At 60.3% G+C, this 14,385-nt stretch carries 14 protein-coding genes; 4 read left to right on the forward strand and 10 right to left on the reverse strand.

Annotation, left to right across the window (positions count from 1 at the left end; all coding sequences use genetic code 11):
• The first annotated feature begins 46 nt into the window (after positions 1–46).
• From A6U86_RS09480 to A6U86_RS09490, 3 genes are all read left to right on the forward strand, one after another.
• Positions 47–856, forward strand: a complete 810-nt coding sequence (locus tag A6U86_RS09480) for an ABC transporter permease (protein ID WP_343287066.1) — start codon at positions 47–49, stop codon at positions 854–856.
• Positions 853–2,517 carry an ABC transporter ATP-binding protein gene (locus A6U86_RS09485; RefSeq protein WP_198929037.1) on the forward strand — a complete coding sequence of 555 codons (1,665 nt, stop codon included), beginning with the start codon at positions 853–855 and terminating at the stop codon, positions 2,515–2,517. Before A6U86_RS09480 ends, A6U86_RS09485 begins: the two co-directional genes overlap by 4 nt.
• A 63-nt stretch (positions 2,518–2,580) precedes the next feature.
• A complete protein-coding gene (locus A6U86_RS09490; protein WP_068389598.1) occupies positions 2,581–3,906 on the forward strand; it encodes an NtaA/DmoA family FMN-dependent monooxygenase in 1,326 nt (441 codons plus the stop codon).
• Positions 3,907–3,991: 85 nt separating this feature from the next.
• Here A6U86_RS09490 and A6U86_RS09495 read toward each other — a convergent pair whose 3' ends face one another.
• The 3 genes from A6U86_RS09495 to A6U86_RS35430 form a co-directional block, all read right to left on the reverse strand.
• Complete coding sequence (locus A6U86_RS09495; RefSeq protein ID WP_068389600.1) at positions 3,992–5,182, reverse strand: cystathionine beta-lyase; 1,191 nt, start codon at positions 5,180–5,182, stop codon at positions 3,992–3,994.
• Positions 5,182–6,138: a PLP-dependent cysteine synthase family protein gene (locus A6U86_RS09500; RefSeq protein WP_068389603.1), complete on the reverse strand. Its 957-nt coding sequence runs from the start codon at positions 6,136–6,138 to the stop codon at positions 5,182–5,184. The genes A6U86_RS09495 and A6U86_RS09500 overlap by 1 nt, the downstream gene beginning before the upstream one ends.
• Before the next feature lie 76 nt (positions 6,139–6,214).
• Positions 6,215–6,364, reverse strand: a complete 150-nt coding sequence (locus A6U86_RS35430) for a hypothetical protein (protein ID WP_158008740.1) — start codon at positions 6,362–6,364, stop codon at positions 6,215–6,217.
• A 397-nt stretch (positions 6,365–6,761) separates the two neighbouring features.
• Here A6U86_RS35430 and A6U86_RS35435 point away from each other — a divergent pair, with 397 nt between their 5' ends.
• Positions 6,762–7,121 carry a hypothetical protein gene (locus tag A6U86_RS35435; protein ID WP_158008741.1) on the forward strand — a complete coding sequence of 120 codons (360 nt, stop codon included), beginning with the start codon at positions 6,762–6,764 and terminating at the stop codon, positions 7,119–7,121.
• A gap of 93 nt (positions 7,122–7,214) precedes the next feature.
• On the opposite strand, the gene A6U86_RS09510 is transcribed toward A6U86_RS35435, so the two are convergent.
• The 7 genes from A6U86_RS09510 to A6U86_RS09540 form a co-directional block, all read right to left on the reverse strand.
• Positions 7,215–7,838: a helix-turn-helix domain-containing protein gene (locus A6U86_RS09510; RefSeq protein ID WP_068389606.1), complete on the reverse strand. Its 624-nt coding sequence runs from the start codon at positions 7,836–7,838 to the stop codon at positions 7,215–7,217.
• Positions 7,828–8,007 (reverse strand): hypothetical protein, encoded by a 180-nt coding sequence (locus A6U86_RS09515; protein ID WP_068389609.1) that lies wholly within the window; start codon positions 8,005–8,007, stop codon positions 7,828–7,830. Before A6U86_RS09515 ends, A6U86_RS09510 begins: the two co-directional genes overlap by 11 nt.
• Before the next feature lie 178 nt (positions 8,008–8,185).
• Positions 8,186–9,868: an ABC transporter ATP-binding protein gene (locus A6U86_RS09520; protein WP_068389612.1), complete on the reverse strand. Its 1,683-nt coding sequence runs from the start codon at positions 9,866–9,868 to the stop codon at positions 8,186–8,188.
• Complete coding sequence (locus A6U86_RS09525) at positions 9,865–10,737, reverse strand: ABC transporter permease (protein ID WP_083196770.1); 873 nt, start codon at positions 10,735–10,737, stop codon at positions 9,865–9,867. Before A6U86_RS09525 ends, A6U86_RS09520 begins: the two co-directional genes overlap by 4 nt.
• Positions 10,734–11,687, reverse strand: coding sequence for an ABC transporter permease (locus A6U86_RS09530; RefSeq protein ID WP_068389615.1), 954 nt, complete (start codon positions 11,685–11,687; stop codon positions 10,734–10,736). Before A6U86_RS09530 ends, A6U86_RS09525 begins: the two co-directional genes overlap by 4 nt.
• Positions 11,665–13,296, reverse strand: coding sequence for an ABC transporter substrate-binding protein (locus A6U86_RS09535; RefSeq protein ID WP_068389618.1), 1,632 nt, complete (start codon positions 13,294–13,296; stop codon positions 11,665–11,667). The genes A6U86_RS09530 and A6U86_RS09535 overlap by 23 nt, the downstream gene beginning before the upstream one ends.
• 201 nt (positions 13,297–13,497) lie before the next feature.
• The gene (locus A6U86_RS09540) at positions 13,498–14,370 is read right to left on the reverse strand and encodes a LysR family transcriptional regulator (RefSeq protein WP_068389621.1); all 873 of its coding nucleotides are present in this window, start codon (positions 14,368–14,370) and stop codon (positions 13,498–13,500) included.
• Positions 14,371–14,385: the final 15 nt, after the last annotated feature.

The raw sequence follows: 14,385 nt of genomic DNA on the forward strand, positions 1-14,385 counted from the left end.
AAGCCCACAGGCGGATGCGAGCCGCTGGCGTCATGCCTTCGCTACGATAGCCGCCAGACCAAGCATTGCTCTCCCATCGATCTTTCTATTGGTGGTGGCGATCGGGACCATCTGGCCGCAGATCCTCACGGCAGCCGACCCGATTGCCGCAGACCCCTTACAAGCGCAGCTGCCGCCCTCGGTCGCTCACTGGTTCGGCACGGATCATCTCGGGAGAGATGTATTTTCCCGCGTCGTCTATGGCGCGCGCTATTCGATCCTGATCGGCGTCAGCGCCGTTGCCATCGCGTCCATCGTCGGAGCCTTTCTTGGTCTGATCTCCGGCCTTGCGCGCGGTTTCATCGACGAAGCCATCTCGCGTTTTCTCGATGTGATCTCGTCTTTTCCGGATCTGCTGCTGGCGCTAGTGCTGATCTCCTTTACCGGCCCTGGCACGGTCAACCTCATCTTTGCTCTCGGCGTTGCCTCGGTGCCGCGCTTTGCAAGGGTGGTGCGGGCCCAGACCTTTGTCATCGCCAAGAGCGGCTACGTCGAGCAGGCAAAGACATTCGGGCTCACACGAAATGTGCTGGTGATCCGCCATATCCTGCCGCATGCGCTGGCGCAGGTGCCTGTCCTTGCAACCATCGGTCTGGGCACGACCATCATCCAGGCGGCCGGCCTCAGTTTCCTCGGCATGGGGCCGCAGCCTCCGGCCCCTGAATGGGGTGCCATGCTGGCGGAAGCGCGCAACTATCTGCGCGTCGCCTGGTGGATCGGGGTCTGGCCCGGCCTCGCGATTACGCTGACGGTGATTTCGATCAGCGTGCTCGGAAAGCGCTGGCAGCTTGCATTCGAAGGCAGGAGGCAATCGTGACCCCTCTCCTCCATATCAGCAATCTCACCATCGGCTTCCCGCAGGGCGAACACGCAAATCGCGTCGTGCACGGTATCGACCTGACGATCCACAAGGGCGAAGCGGTGGCGCTCGTCGGAGAATCCGGTTCCGGCAAATCGGTGACGGCGCGTTCGATCATCGGCCTTGCGGGTGCGACGGCCCGCATCAGCGCCGACCGGTTCGATATCGATGGCGAAGACGTGCGCGATTTCAAGGAAGCGGACTGGCGACGCCTCCGGGGACGAAAGATAGGCTTCGTCCTTCAGGATGCGCTAGTCTCCCTCGATCCGCTTCGGCGCATCTCGCAGCAGCTCTCGGATGCCTTTGGCACTCGCGGCTTCTTCGGCCGTCCCAATCTGCGCGAAGACAGCCGTGCCTTGCTAGCGTCCGTCGGCATTCCCGATCCGGACCGCAGGCTCCCGCAATATCCGCATCAGCTTTCCGGTGGCCTGCGCCAGCGTGCGCTGATTGCCACGGCGATTGCCCGGCAGCCATCGCTGCTGATCGCCGACGAGCCAACAACGGCGCTGGACGCGACGGTTCAAAAGCAGATCCTCGATCTCCTGGCCGAACGCCGCCGAGCCGGCCATACGCTTCTCCTCATCAGCCACGATCTGGCGGTCGTCTCTCGTCTCGCCGATCGTGTGCTGGTCATGAACAATGGCCGGATCGTCGAGGAAGGGCCGACGGAACGGATACTGACTCGGCCGCAACATCCTTATACACAACAGCTGCTGGATGCCGTGCCATCCGCCAGCTCGAAGGGGTTTCGGCTCTCGCCGGCCGTCGTCAGCAATTCGCAGGATGCGCAAGTGCAGGCGGATGCCGAGACCATCGAGCGGATACGGGTTCCGCTGCCGGCAAAGACGATCGATCAGCAAAATCGCCTTCTGTCGGCTCGCAACCTCGTCAAGCGCTATGGCGGATCGGGCGGCACTTATGCCGTCAACGATGTGACCTTCGATCTCGCATCGGGCGAAGCGCTCGGCATCGTTGGCGAGTCCGGCTCCGGCAAGACGAGCGTTGCGAAGATCATTCTAGGCCTTGTGGAGCCGGATCAGGGAACGGTGCTCATCGACGACAAGCAGTGGAGCAATATCCCAGAGGCGGAACGTCGCCCCCGACGCGCCAGCATGCAGCTGATCGCGCAAGATGCGCTCAGTTCCTTCGATCCACGCTATACGGTCGAGAAAATCGTCGGCGAGAGCCTTGATAGCATCGAGGTCTTCGGCGCGGCCCGCAGGGAGCGGGTGCTGGAAGTGCTGGACGCGGTTCGGCTCAGCGAGGCGTTTCTGAAGCGCCATCCGCGCGAACTTTCCGGCGGCCAACGTCAGCGCGTCGCGATTGCCCGCGCCTTTGCGCCGCGCCCGAGGCTTCTGGTAGCCGACGAACCTGTGAGTGCACTCGATGTCTCCGTGCAGGCGCAGGTGCTTGATCTGCTCGCCGAACTTCAGGCGGCGTCCGGCACATCGCTGCTGTTCATCTCCCACGATCTCGGTGTCGTGCATCATCTGACCGACCGTGTCCTTGTGATGAAGGATGGCCGGATCGTCGAAGCCGGCGACGTGCACAACGTCTTCACCGCACCGCGCCACTCCTACACGCGCTCCCTGCTGGATGCCGTTCCGGCCCTGGCCTGAAACGCAACTCACCATGCCGGCGGGTGCCGGATGCAGATCTCTAGACTAGCAAGGAAATCCGTCATGACGCTCAATCGTACCAGACGCCTGAAGACCCTGACCGGAGCCGGCAGTGTCGTTGCCGCATCGAATGATGCAAGCCCGGTGACGGGCATCAAGCGGGCCGTCGACTTGGCCCGCAAGGCCGAAGCCGAGAAGATCACCGGCCTGTTCACGGCTGACCTTCTCCACATCGATCCGGCGGGGCTTGCGGGGACGGCGGGCATTCAGGAGCCGATCATCGCTCTTGCCGCGCTCAGCCAGGTTACATCGCATATCGGCCTGATCGCCACCGTTTCGACCACCTTTCACTACCCCTACAATCTCGCGCGCCAGATCGGCACGCTCGATCATGCAAGCGGCGGACGCGCCGGCTGGAACGCGGTGACCTCTTCCGTCGGCGAGGAGAATTTCGGCGAGACATTGCCAAGCCCGGAAGAACGCTACGAGCGCGCGGCCGAATTCATCGAGATCGTCAATGCGCTCTATGACGCCAACGAGCGCGATGCGGCCACACGCAAATCCTCCGGAGCGGTCGGCATCGATCCGTCGAAGTTTCACCCGATCAATTATCGCGGCAAGCATTTCAGCGTCGAAGGACCGCTCAATGTGCCGCCATTGCCGCAGGGACGCCCGGTCCAGTTTCAGGCCGGACAGTCCGAAGCAGGCGTGACGGTCGGCGCGCGATATGCCGAGGTGGTCTATACGTCGCAGCCGAAGCTCGAGGATGCCATCGCCTTCGCAACGGAGCTGCGCCGCCGCGCAACAAGCTTCGGGCGAGCAAGCGGCCTTCCCTTCATCATGAACTCCTTCCATTCGGTGATCGGCGAATCCGATGCCGATGTGGCAAGGCGCCTGAAGGAAAAGCAGGAGCGGATCGACTACGAGCAGGGCCGCCTGAAACTGGCTGATATGCTCGGCGGAAATCTCGATCTCTCCGAGTTGCCGCTCGACAAGCCGTTGCCGGAAACATTGTTACCGGAAGTCACCAGCATCAATCGCCGGCGCGGTCGCGTGGAGATCTTCCGTCGCTATGCCCGCGATGGTCTGACGCTGCGGGAATTGATCATTCAGGCGCAGGAAACCGGCCACTGGTCGGTGGCCGGCACGCCGGAACAGCTTGCGGATGCCATCGAAGAGCGTGTCCGCGCCGGCGTTCTGGATGTGCTGTCCCTGCATGGATTGGGCAATCCGGATCAGGAAGATTTGCTCATCAACGGATTGCTGCCCGAGCTGCGCCGCCGCTCGATCATCGATACGGATTATGTCGGAGATGACTTCCGCTCCAATCTGGAGCTGCCGCCCTATGTCGCCGCTCTGGATACCGTACCCGCGGCGAAACATGGCTGAGGCTGCCGGTCGCATTCAATACCGGCCTCGGCGCTGGATTTCCCGGCGCCGAGGCGGATAGGAGACATGTCTTCGAACTTGCCGCTCAGACGACGGCAGCCGCGGCAAACCCGCGCTCAAGGTCGGCAATGAGATCGCTCGCATCTTCAAGCCCGATTTGCAGGCGGATGAGCGGCCCTTCCTCAGGTGGCTGCACCACACGTCGATCGCTGAGATCGACCACCAGCGCCAGGCTCTGAAACCCACCCCAGGAATAGCCGAGGCCGAAGAGCGAGAGAGCATCGAGAAATCTCTCAGCCCTCGGCGCAAAATCCTGCTTTCGATCTGTGGCAAGGACGAAGGAGAAGACACCGCCGCCACCCTTGAAGTCACGTTTCCAGATATCGTGGCCCGGAAAGCTGCTGAGAGCCGGGTGAAGGACGCGGGCAACGTCCTCCCGTGCCTCAAGCCATTTCGCCACCGCCAGGGCATTTGCCTGATGCCGCTCCAGCCGAACACCCATCGTGCGCAAGCCGCGCAGAACTTGATAGGCATCGTCCGGCGTGCCGCAAAAGCCGAGCGCGCCGTTGGCCTGCCTCAGCTTGCGCCAATGCTTGGCGTTTGCGGAGATCGTCCCCATCAGGATATCGGCGTGCCCCGCCGGATATTTCGTCGATGCCTGTATGGATACATCGACACCGAAATCCAACGGCTTGAAATAGAGCGGAGTCGCCCAGGTATTGTCCATGGTGACCACTGCATCATGCCGATGCGCCACTTCTGCGATCGCTGGAATATCCTGTATTTCGAAAGTATTCGAACCCGGCGCCTCGGTGTGAACCAGCTTCGTGTTCGGGCGGAAGAGCGCCTCGATCTCCGCGCCGGCCGCCGGATCGTAATAGTCGATCTCAATGCCGAACCGCGCCAGCATCGTATCGCAGAATTGCCTGACGTTGCCGTAGACGGAATCGACGATCAGCGCGTGATCGCCGGGCGAGAGATAGGCCAGCAGCGCGACGGTAACCGCCGCAAGGCCGGAGGGAACGAGAACCGTGCCGGCAGCGCCCTCCAATTCATTCACGGCGTTGCAGAGTGCATCGGTGGTCGGTGTTCCCCGCGTTGCATAGGTATATTTCTGCCCGTGCCGTTCCATCGTCTGCGCGTCGGGGAAAAGAACGGTCGAGGCGTGAACCTTGGGTGGGTTGATGAAGCCATGATAGTCGAATGGATCGTAGCCGGCTCGCACGAGCTGGGTATTCGGGCCAAGCGGGTCCAGGCGATCGTCTGAATTGCTCATCAAGCCTGCTCCGTTTCTGCCGCCAGATATCGTTCGCCGGTGTCGGGCAGAACCGCGACGATGACCTTGCCGGCGTTTTCCGGACGCGCGGCCAGCTCGGTCGCCACCCACAATACGGCACCCGACGAGGTTCCGGCAAATATGCCCTCCTCGGCCGCCAGCGCTCTCGCTGTCTTGCGCGCGTCAGCCGTGTTGAGCGCGATCACCTCATCGGCAATCGTCGTGTCGAAGTTGCGCGGCAATTGTTCGGGCGGCACCTCGCTCACCTTGTGCACGCCGTCGATTTCCTCCGGATAGGGATTTTCTTCCGTCGGCAAGGATTCCTCTGCCGGTTCGGCGATGACGATCTTCAGATCCGGCTTCTTGGACCTGAGAAACTTGCCGGCCCCCGAAATGGTGCCGCCAGTGCCGACGCCGCCAACGAAGATATCGATAGTGCCTTCGGTATCTCGCCAGATCTCGGGGCCTGTCGTTTCGAAATGCGTGCGCGGATTTGCCGGATTGGCGAGCTGATCGGTGAAGAAAGCCGTTGGGTTCTCTTCCTGTACGCGCGCCGTGATCTTGTCGAGCGCCTCAGGATCGAGGAAGAACTCGTTTTTCACCGTGACGATTTCAGCGCCGAAGAAGCGGAGCAGCTTGATCTTGTCGGGACTGATATTGTCGCTCAGATAGAACTTCGTCCGGTAGCCCCGGGATGCGGCGATGGCCGCGAGGCCAATGCCGGTGTTGCCGCTGGTCACATCGACAAGCAGATCGCCTGGCCGGATCTTTCCCCTCTCTTCGGCATCCTTGATGATCCCCCAGGCGATACGATCCTTCACGCTGCCGGCGGGATTAAAATATTCGATCTTTGCGAGGATGCGAGCGTCAAGGCTCCTGTTCCTGCGATAGTTATGCAGCTCCAGCAGAGGCGTGTTCCCGATGAGGTCCGTGAAGCTGTTGTATAGTCTTGTCACTCAACACTCCTGTTGATGAATAGGGGCATAGGAGAAGAGGTTTGGCGGGCATCGCTGCGCCGGGGAGCGACTACCTTCAACCGCCGCAGATGGCGTACAGCAGCAGAACAAAGGAGACGAGCACCATGAAGGCCGCGAACAGATGCTGGAGCATCTGCCAAATGCGCCAGCGCGTCGGCAAGGTCGGACGGGTTGCAAGCGAGGCCAGATAGAGGACAGTATCCATGAAAGCTCCTGACGCTGGCGCCCGCCCTACCCCGTGCACCTGAGTGGCGGCTGCAAGACGGCTCCATTATTCATGAGCATAATATTGTCTATAAAATTAGTGGATTAAAGAAACGATTTTCTGCTGATGCGTGCGGCGTCGACAAAATGCATTTCTTCGCAAGCGTCGAATCGAATGCGCTCGCGGCAAGCGAGGGAGCGACCTGTTTGCTCCGGCATCCGTAATAACGGATAGATTTCTGCAATAATGAGGATAATCGACAACCCAACAGAGTTGCATCTATTCTATTGGAGGAAAGAATATTAAAACAATTTTTCGCATTGAAAGCGAAAATTAGTTGGCATACCTCAATTTTCATTGAAAGCCGGAATGCGGCGGAGCTCGGGAGACAACGACGATGAACCCTGCAATGAACATGATGCCGATGATGAACCCCATGATGGGTGGTATGCCCATGATGAACCCAATGATGGGCGGCATGTCCATGATGAATCCGATGATGGGTGGCATGCCGATGATGGGCCAGATGCCGATGATGAACCCCATGATGATGCCAATGATGCAGATGATGATGGGCAAGATGACCTGCAAGATGACGCCGAAGGGCATGGTCTGCGAAATGATGCCCATGGAAGGCATGGACAAGGACATGTTCATGGAATGCTGCAAGCGCATGATGTCCATGATGTCGTCTGGCATGCCGATGATGATGATGTGCGGCAACATGATGATGTGCTGCACGATGGAAGCAGCCTGATCCTGCTTCCTATTGCTGACCGGAACAGCAATCAGTCTTTCCGGTCACTTCGGCCGCCCTTAGGGCGGCCTTTTCATTGAAACTGCCAAACAATCAGCCGCGAACTTCCTCGACATAGGTGGTAACGAGGTAGAGCACGGCTTCATTCGCGGTCATGTTGCGATAGCTGTGGGCCACATCTGCCTCGAATATGACGGCATCGCCTTCGCCGAGGATCTGTGCGGCGTGCCGGCCGGCGACGATCTCGACCGTTCCGCGCGAGACGACCAAATTTTCGATCGTGCCGGGTCGATGCGCCTCGGCGTTCTCCGTGTGATGCGGCGCGATGCGCAATTCGTAGAACTCGACCTTGCGTTCGCTCTCGTAGGGGAAAAGTGCCCGTGTCTGAAACCGTCCTTCCGAGGCGGACAGGACCTTGGCTTTCGCGTGGGTGAGGACCTGGAGGGTGGTTTCTTGCGGCTCGGCAATCAGCGAACCGCAGGACACGTCCAGCGCTGCTGCGATTTTCCAGAGGATGGCGATGGTTGGGCTGCTCTTGCCGGTTTCGATCTGGCCGAGCATGGCGCGGCTGACACCGGATATTTTGGCCAGTCGATCGAGCGAATAACCGCGGCGCGTCCGTAGACGACGCAGGTTCTGGCCTGTCAGTGTCGAGATTTCGTCGATTGCCTCCGCCCTGGAGACCAGATGCAACGGCCCGCCCGCGTCAAGCGCCATAATTCTGATGGCCGAATGGCACGACGGGAATGAAGCCGACGAAGGGTACCCACATCAGGAAAGGCTGAACCGACCACACGGAATTCGAGGGCGACGTTGCGACAGAATCCTTGCCGCGGGCATCGCGGTAGGCCTGGAAATCAATGACATTGGCAGCCTGGCTAGACATTCTGGCTCCTGCAGGTTCGACGCCATAAATCTAGTTTTCCAGTCGACTATTTTGGAGAGACCAGCGCCCAAACTTCGCAACCGCGGAGGAATGTTTTTGCCGAGTGAGGGCTTAGCAACGAAAGTGCTGCCCAAAGAAGACAGTGACGGTAGAAGTCAGGGATTGCCGGCAAACCTGCTTAAACCTCGCGAAATTTTGGCACCGATGCGATCAACTCGCGCGTATAGGCATGTTGCGGCCGTTCGAAAACCTGCTCCACCGCCCCGGCCTCGACGATCTCCCCATCCTTCATGACGACAATGCGCTGGCTGACATGTTGGACGACACCCAGATCATGCGAGATGAAGATCATCGACAGGCCAAGCCTTGCCTGCAGATCGACCAGAAGATCGAGAACCTGCGCCTGGGTCGTGACATCGAGGGCCGAAACCGGCTCATCGCAGATCAGCAGTTTCGGCTCGGCGGCGAGCGCCTGTGCGATCGACACGCGCTGGCGCTGGCCGCCGGAAAGGGCTGATGGTCGCCGCGCCAGCAGATCCTGCGACAGGCCGACCAGTTCCATCAGCTTGGCAATCTTCTCTCGGCGTCCTGCCCTGTCCAGCCTGGTATAGAGCTTCAACGGCTGGTCGATGATACGCTCCACCGTGAAGCGCGGGTTGAAGGAGCTGAGCGGGTCCTGGCTGATAGTCTGAATGCCAGCACGCAGTGGGCGACGGGTGCGCTCGGGAAGCGTGCTCCATGGCTGCCCTTCGAACAGCACGTCTCCCGCATCCGGATGCCGCAGGGCAAGGGCGAGCTTGCCGAGCGTCGTCTTGCCTGAACCGGATTCCCCGACAATACCAAGCGTCTCCCCGCGATTGATATGGAGAGATATCTTCCTGACCGCTTGCAGGCGGCTGCCGTCCGCGCGCCTGAAGCTCATCGATATCTCGCGGATCTCCAGCAGACGTTGATCCGAATGGATGGCCTGCCGGCTCAGCGAGGGCGTGCCCGGCGCGCTCAGACGTTGTCCGCGATTGGCGGCGGTCGGCACGGCCGCCAGCAGACGTTGTGTGTAATCGTGCTTCGGGTTCGCAAGGACACTGCGTGCCGGGCCGATTTCCACCAGCCGGCCTTTTTGCATCACCGCGACGCGATCGGCCAGCTGCGCCGCGACGGAAAGATCATGGGTGATCAGGAGAATGCCATGTCTGGCGGCTGCCAGCTCCTTGAAGATGGCAAGCACTTTTCTCTGCACACTGACATCCAGCGCCGTCGTCGGCTCATCAGCCACCAACAGCTGCGGTTGAGCCGCAAGCGCCGAGGCGATCAGGGCCCGCTGCCGTAGTCCACCCGAGAGTTCGTGCGCATACTGCCCGGCTCGTACATCCGGATCGGGAATGCCGACGCGTGCCAGCAATTCCGCGACCTGCTGCGCTACGAGCGCACGCGGCGACAGACGGTGCGTCAGGATGGGTTCGGCGATTTCGCGGCCGATCGTCCTTAGTGGATCGAGCGATACCAGCGCATCCTGAAGAACGAAGCCGATTTCGCGGCCGCGTACCTCGCGCCAGTCTCTCTCAACCAAGTCGAGCAGGTTAAGCGGCTGGCCATTATGAGCTGTCAGGCTCATGGTCTCGGCGCGCACGACAGCACGCGGGCCGGCCAGGCCGACGATGGCGCGCGCCGTTACCGACTTCCCCGATCCGGACTCGCCGACCAAGGCCAGAATCTCCCCTGGCGCAATGTCCAGGGACAGATCACGAACCGCATCGACGCGGCCTTGCGGGGTGGAGAAGGTGACATTCAAACCCTTCACCGAGAGCAGTGGCGTCCCGTCAGTCGCAGGGCGGAAGCTTTGCAAGCTGGTCTGGATATTCATCGCACATCGCCCGTTGCAAGAATGGTCTGCAGCCGGCGCCCCAGCAGCGTGATCGAAATCACGGAGACGGCGACAACGGTTGCCGGAAGCAGGCTCGTCCAGGGCGCTATGTCGAGAAAATTGCGACCATTTGCGAGAAGCGCGCCCCATTCGGCGGCGGGCGGCACGACGCCGAGCCCGAGAAAACTCAAGGCAGAGGCAGAGAGGACGGAGCTGCCGACGCCGATCGTCGCCAGGATAAGAAGCGGGCGAATGGAATTCGGCACGATATGCTGGCTGACAATCGTCCAGGGATGCTCGCCCAGTGCGATCGCATGCTCGACATAGCCCGACAATTTGACCTGGAGAACTTGGGAGCGGATCAGTCTTGCATAACCCGCTATGCTGGAAAGCCCCACGGCCAGCAGAGTGTTGGCAGGTCCCCGGCCGAGCACGGCGATGACCAGCAGCGCCAGCAGGATTTCCGGAAAGGCGAGCAGAATATCGATGAGGCGCAAGAGTGGCCGGGCGATCACCCTTGGCGCCAGCGCTGCGATCGTGCCGAGCACGATGCCGCCGATGCTGGCGATCAGGGTCGCGCCGACGCCGATGGTCAGCGACTGTGAGGTGCCATAGACGACGCGGGAGAAGAGGTCACGCCCAAGCTCATCGGTTCCGAACCAATGCGTGGTGTCCGGCGCCATGAGTATCGCATCCGGATCGACCGCTTCGGGATCGAAATGGGAAAACCAGTGTGGCGCCCAGACCGCTAGCGCGAGAATGATCACGAAAGCCAGCGGGACAAGCAAACCGAAAGACAGCCAGGGGCGACGCTTGGCCCCTTGCCGGTGCAGCAGTATGTCATCGTCCAGGAGTGTAGCGTTGCTCATAGACCTGTCCTCCGCAAACGTGGATCGATCATCAGATAGAGGGCATCGACAAGCAGATTGACGATGACGAAGACGAGGGCCGAGAGCATGACCAGCCCCAGTACGAGCGGCATGTCGCGCGTTTTGATCGCCTGCAGCGTGATCTGCCCGATGCCCGAGCGCCCGAAGACCGTCTCGGTCAGGATCGAGCCACCCAGCGTGCCGGCCAGCAAAGTGCCGGTGAGTGTCGATGCCGCCAGCGCCGCATGCCGCAAGCCGTGCCTGACGCGCAGGACCGTCTCGCCGACGCCGCGTGCCCTGACTGTCAGTGAGAAGGGTTGGGACAACGCTTCCTCCAATCCATCGCGCAGCACCTGGCTGAGCAGGGCGGCAAGAGGGAGGCTCAAGGCGATTGCCGGCAGCACGAGGGCGGATAACCCGTCATTGCCGGTTACGGGGAACCATTGCAGATTGAAGCTGAAGACGGTGAGCAGCAGGATGCCGATCCAATAGACCGGTGTGCTCAGCAATATCAGCTCCACGCCCGAAGACAGCCTTGCCAAGCCTCGCCTGCGGCCCGCCGTCGCCAGGGCGATGCTGATGGCCAATAGCAGAGCGATAAGGATAGCAGTACCGGCAAGCTGCAGCGTCGGCCCGGCCGCCTCGTAGATCACCTCGCTCACCGGTTGGCGATATTGGTAGCTTTGACCGAAATCGCCGACCAGGGCTTTGCCGAGGTAATGCGCATATTGAACGAAGAGCGGTTGGTCCAGCCCATATTGATGGATCAAGGCAGACCGCTCGGCCTCATCGACGACATTTTCGCCGCCGGCCAGGATCGACACCGGATCGCCCGGAATGAGCTTTACGGCAATGAAGGCAATCGTTGCCGCGCCCCAAAGCACGGCAACGATCACGCCGGTCCGCCGCACAGCGGTCTGAAGGGCTTTATTGATCCAGCCAGGCATCATAAAAATTCGGCTTGGCGTTGGTGGCCCATGAGATACCGTGCAGCGCTTTGGAGGCGCCGAGCTGATAGGCCGCGACGAAGAGCGGCACGGCGTAGGCCTGTTCGATCACTTCTTTCTGCACGTCGGCATAGAGCTGCTTGCGCTCGGCATCCGTTGCGCCGACTGCCTTGCTCAGCTTCTCGTCCAGGCTTTTGATGCGGGAAGCGTTCTGACCGTTCGGCGGAATATAGGCCGAGTGAAACACCGTGCGCAGGATATCCGGCTCGGCACGCACGTAGTAGAACGAGACGAGATCGTAGTCATTGGCATTGGTGCGAGCGGTCCAGCCGCCGGCATCGACCGGATCAAGCTGAAGGTCGAAGCCCGCCTGCTTCACCTGATATTGAACTGCCTGCGCCAGGGTGACTTCCTGTGCACTGCTGGAACCCGTGTCATATACATAGTGTAGGGTCAGGCGAGCGCCGTCCTTCTTGCGTATCCCGTCAGCATCCTTTTGCGACCAGCCGGCCTCGTCCAGCAGCCGGTTCGCCTTGCCGAGATCGAAGCCCCATTTCTTCGGGATATCGTGGTCGTAGTAAAGCGTCGACGGCCCGAGGATATTGTCCGCCGGCTTCAAGGTGCCGAAATAGGCAGCCTTTACGGCGGCTGGGCCATTCACGGCAGTCTGAAAGGCCTGGCGCACCTTCACATCCTGAAATGGCCCCTTGGAGGTGTTGAGGAAGTAGGAGCTGTTGACGCCCGGATTTTCCCTCGTCACCACCTGCAATTTGCCATTGCCCTGAACGGAGCGGTAGTTTGCGGGCGGCACGGCGTCGATTGCCTGCAACTGTCCGCTTGCGAGCGCGCCCAGTCGTACGGAAGCCTCCGGCAGATATTTGAAGACGATCTGGTCGAAATGCGCCGGCCCCTTATGCGTGGCATAGCCCGGACCCCAATTGTAGTCGGCGCGCCGGCTGAGCTTACTGCCGCTTCCCTTAGTGAAATTCTCGAGAATATAGGGGCCGGAACCGATAACGGTATTCGTCGTGCTCTGCGCCTTCTGCAGATAGGTTGGCGACTGAATGCCGAGATAGGGCAGGCTCAGCCCCTGCAGCAAGGGCGCGAAGGACTGACGATAATGGATCACCACTGTCTGGCTATCGGGCGCCTCGATCTTGTCGATAGGCCCGAGCAGCGACTTCGCATAGCTGGACGTGGTCTTCGGGTCGAGAATCCGCTCGAAATTATATTTGACCGCCGCCGCATCGAGCGGCGTACCATCGCTGAAGGTCACGCCCTTGCGCAGATGAAACGTATAGACGGTATTGTCGGTATTGATCTCCCACTTCTCGGCAAGCCAGGGCGTGAAGCTATTGTTCTCGGCCTGTCCGACAAGAGAATCGACGATATTGCGGGTGATAAGTGCCGTGATCGAGTTGCCGGTGATCGATGGATCGATGATCGCGGCATCGGTTGCCAACCCCACATTGAGGACGCCGCCCTCGACCGGTTTCGTCGTATCGGATGCGGCATTGGCCGGCGTCCCGATGAGCGTCAAAAGAGACAATGCCAAGGCGATGCCGACAGCATTCCGCTTCCTGCCATTCACCGTCAAAAATTCCTGTTTCATATCCCGTCCCTGATTTGGTCGCTGCTGCATCGATCAAGTGAGTGCAGATTTGCGATCTGGTCTGCTGGACAGAATATTGTCTATAAATTTACTAGACTAAAGGTATTGCGGTGCTTTTATGCGTGAGCAGGCAGAAATCCGTTTCAATGTCTGACTAGGCTTTCTCGTGTGTCATGCGGAAAAGCGACATCTCGAGTAGGTTCACCCGTAATGCTTGGACACATAGTCTACGAAGCGGCTCAACAGGGCACTGCTACTTCTCCGGTGCCAGCAAAGCCCAACGGGCCATGTCGCCTCGGGGCCTGAAAGAGGCTGCTGGTGGGTACGACCGGCCAAGGCATTGACGCCGTGCCAGGGAAGGAATGCCGCGCCCAGACCGGCCGCGACAACGGCGTGTACCGTCAGGATATCATCGGCATATTGGATGATACGCGGGGTAAAGCCGATCGTGGAGCACCAACGGCTGATCTGCGAATCCAATCCCGGCCCGCGCAACGGCGATAGAGATACAAAGCCGAGACGGTTCAGGTCCGGCAGCAGATCTTCGGAGGGAATCGTCATTTCGTGAGGAAGAACCAGCGCCAGCCGCTCTTCGATAACAGGCATGAAAGCCAGGTCGTTGTCGCCTTCCGGCGCTCGGCAGAAACCGACATCGAGCCGGCCATCGAGCAATCGCTGATGCTGCTCTCGCGACGGCAGGTCGTTAAGCGTGATCTGGCTCTCCGCTATGCTTGCCCGAAAGCCGGCGATCAGTTGCGGGGCGGTGACCAGCGTCGATATCCCGAATCCGATGTCGAGCGATCCGGTCAGGCCGGCATTGGCCCGCTGCATCTTCAGGTCGATATCATCACTCAGGCGCAGGAGTGTGCGCGCCTCCTGATGCAGTAGCTGACCCAGGGCTGTGAGCTTGGCGCCATGACGGCCACGCTCGAATAGCGGCCCGCCCGCTGTCATCTCCAGCGCTTGTATCTGCTTGGACAAGGTCGATTGGGTGACGAACAGCTTCGCCGACGCCTTGCCGTAATGGCCGGTGTCAACCAACTGAATGAAGGCGCGGAGAAGTTTAAGATCCATTCGAATATCGAATAA

The organism is Rhizobium sp. AC27/96 (assembly GCF_001692325.1).
In the GTDB taxonomy this organism is placed as follows: domain Bacteria; phylum Pseudomonadota; class Alphaproteobacteria; order Rhizobiales; family Rhizobiaceae; genus Rhizobium.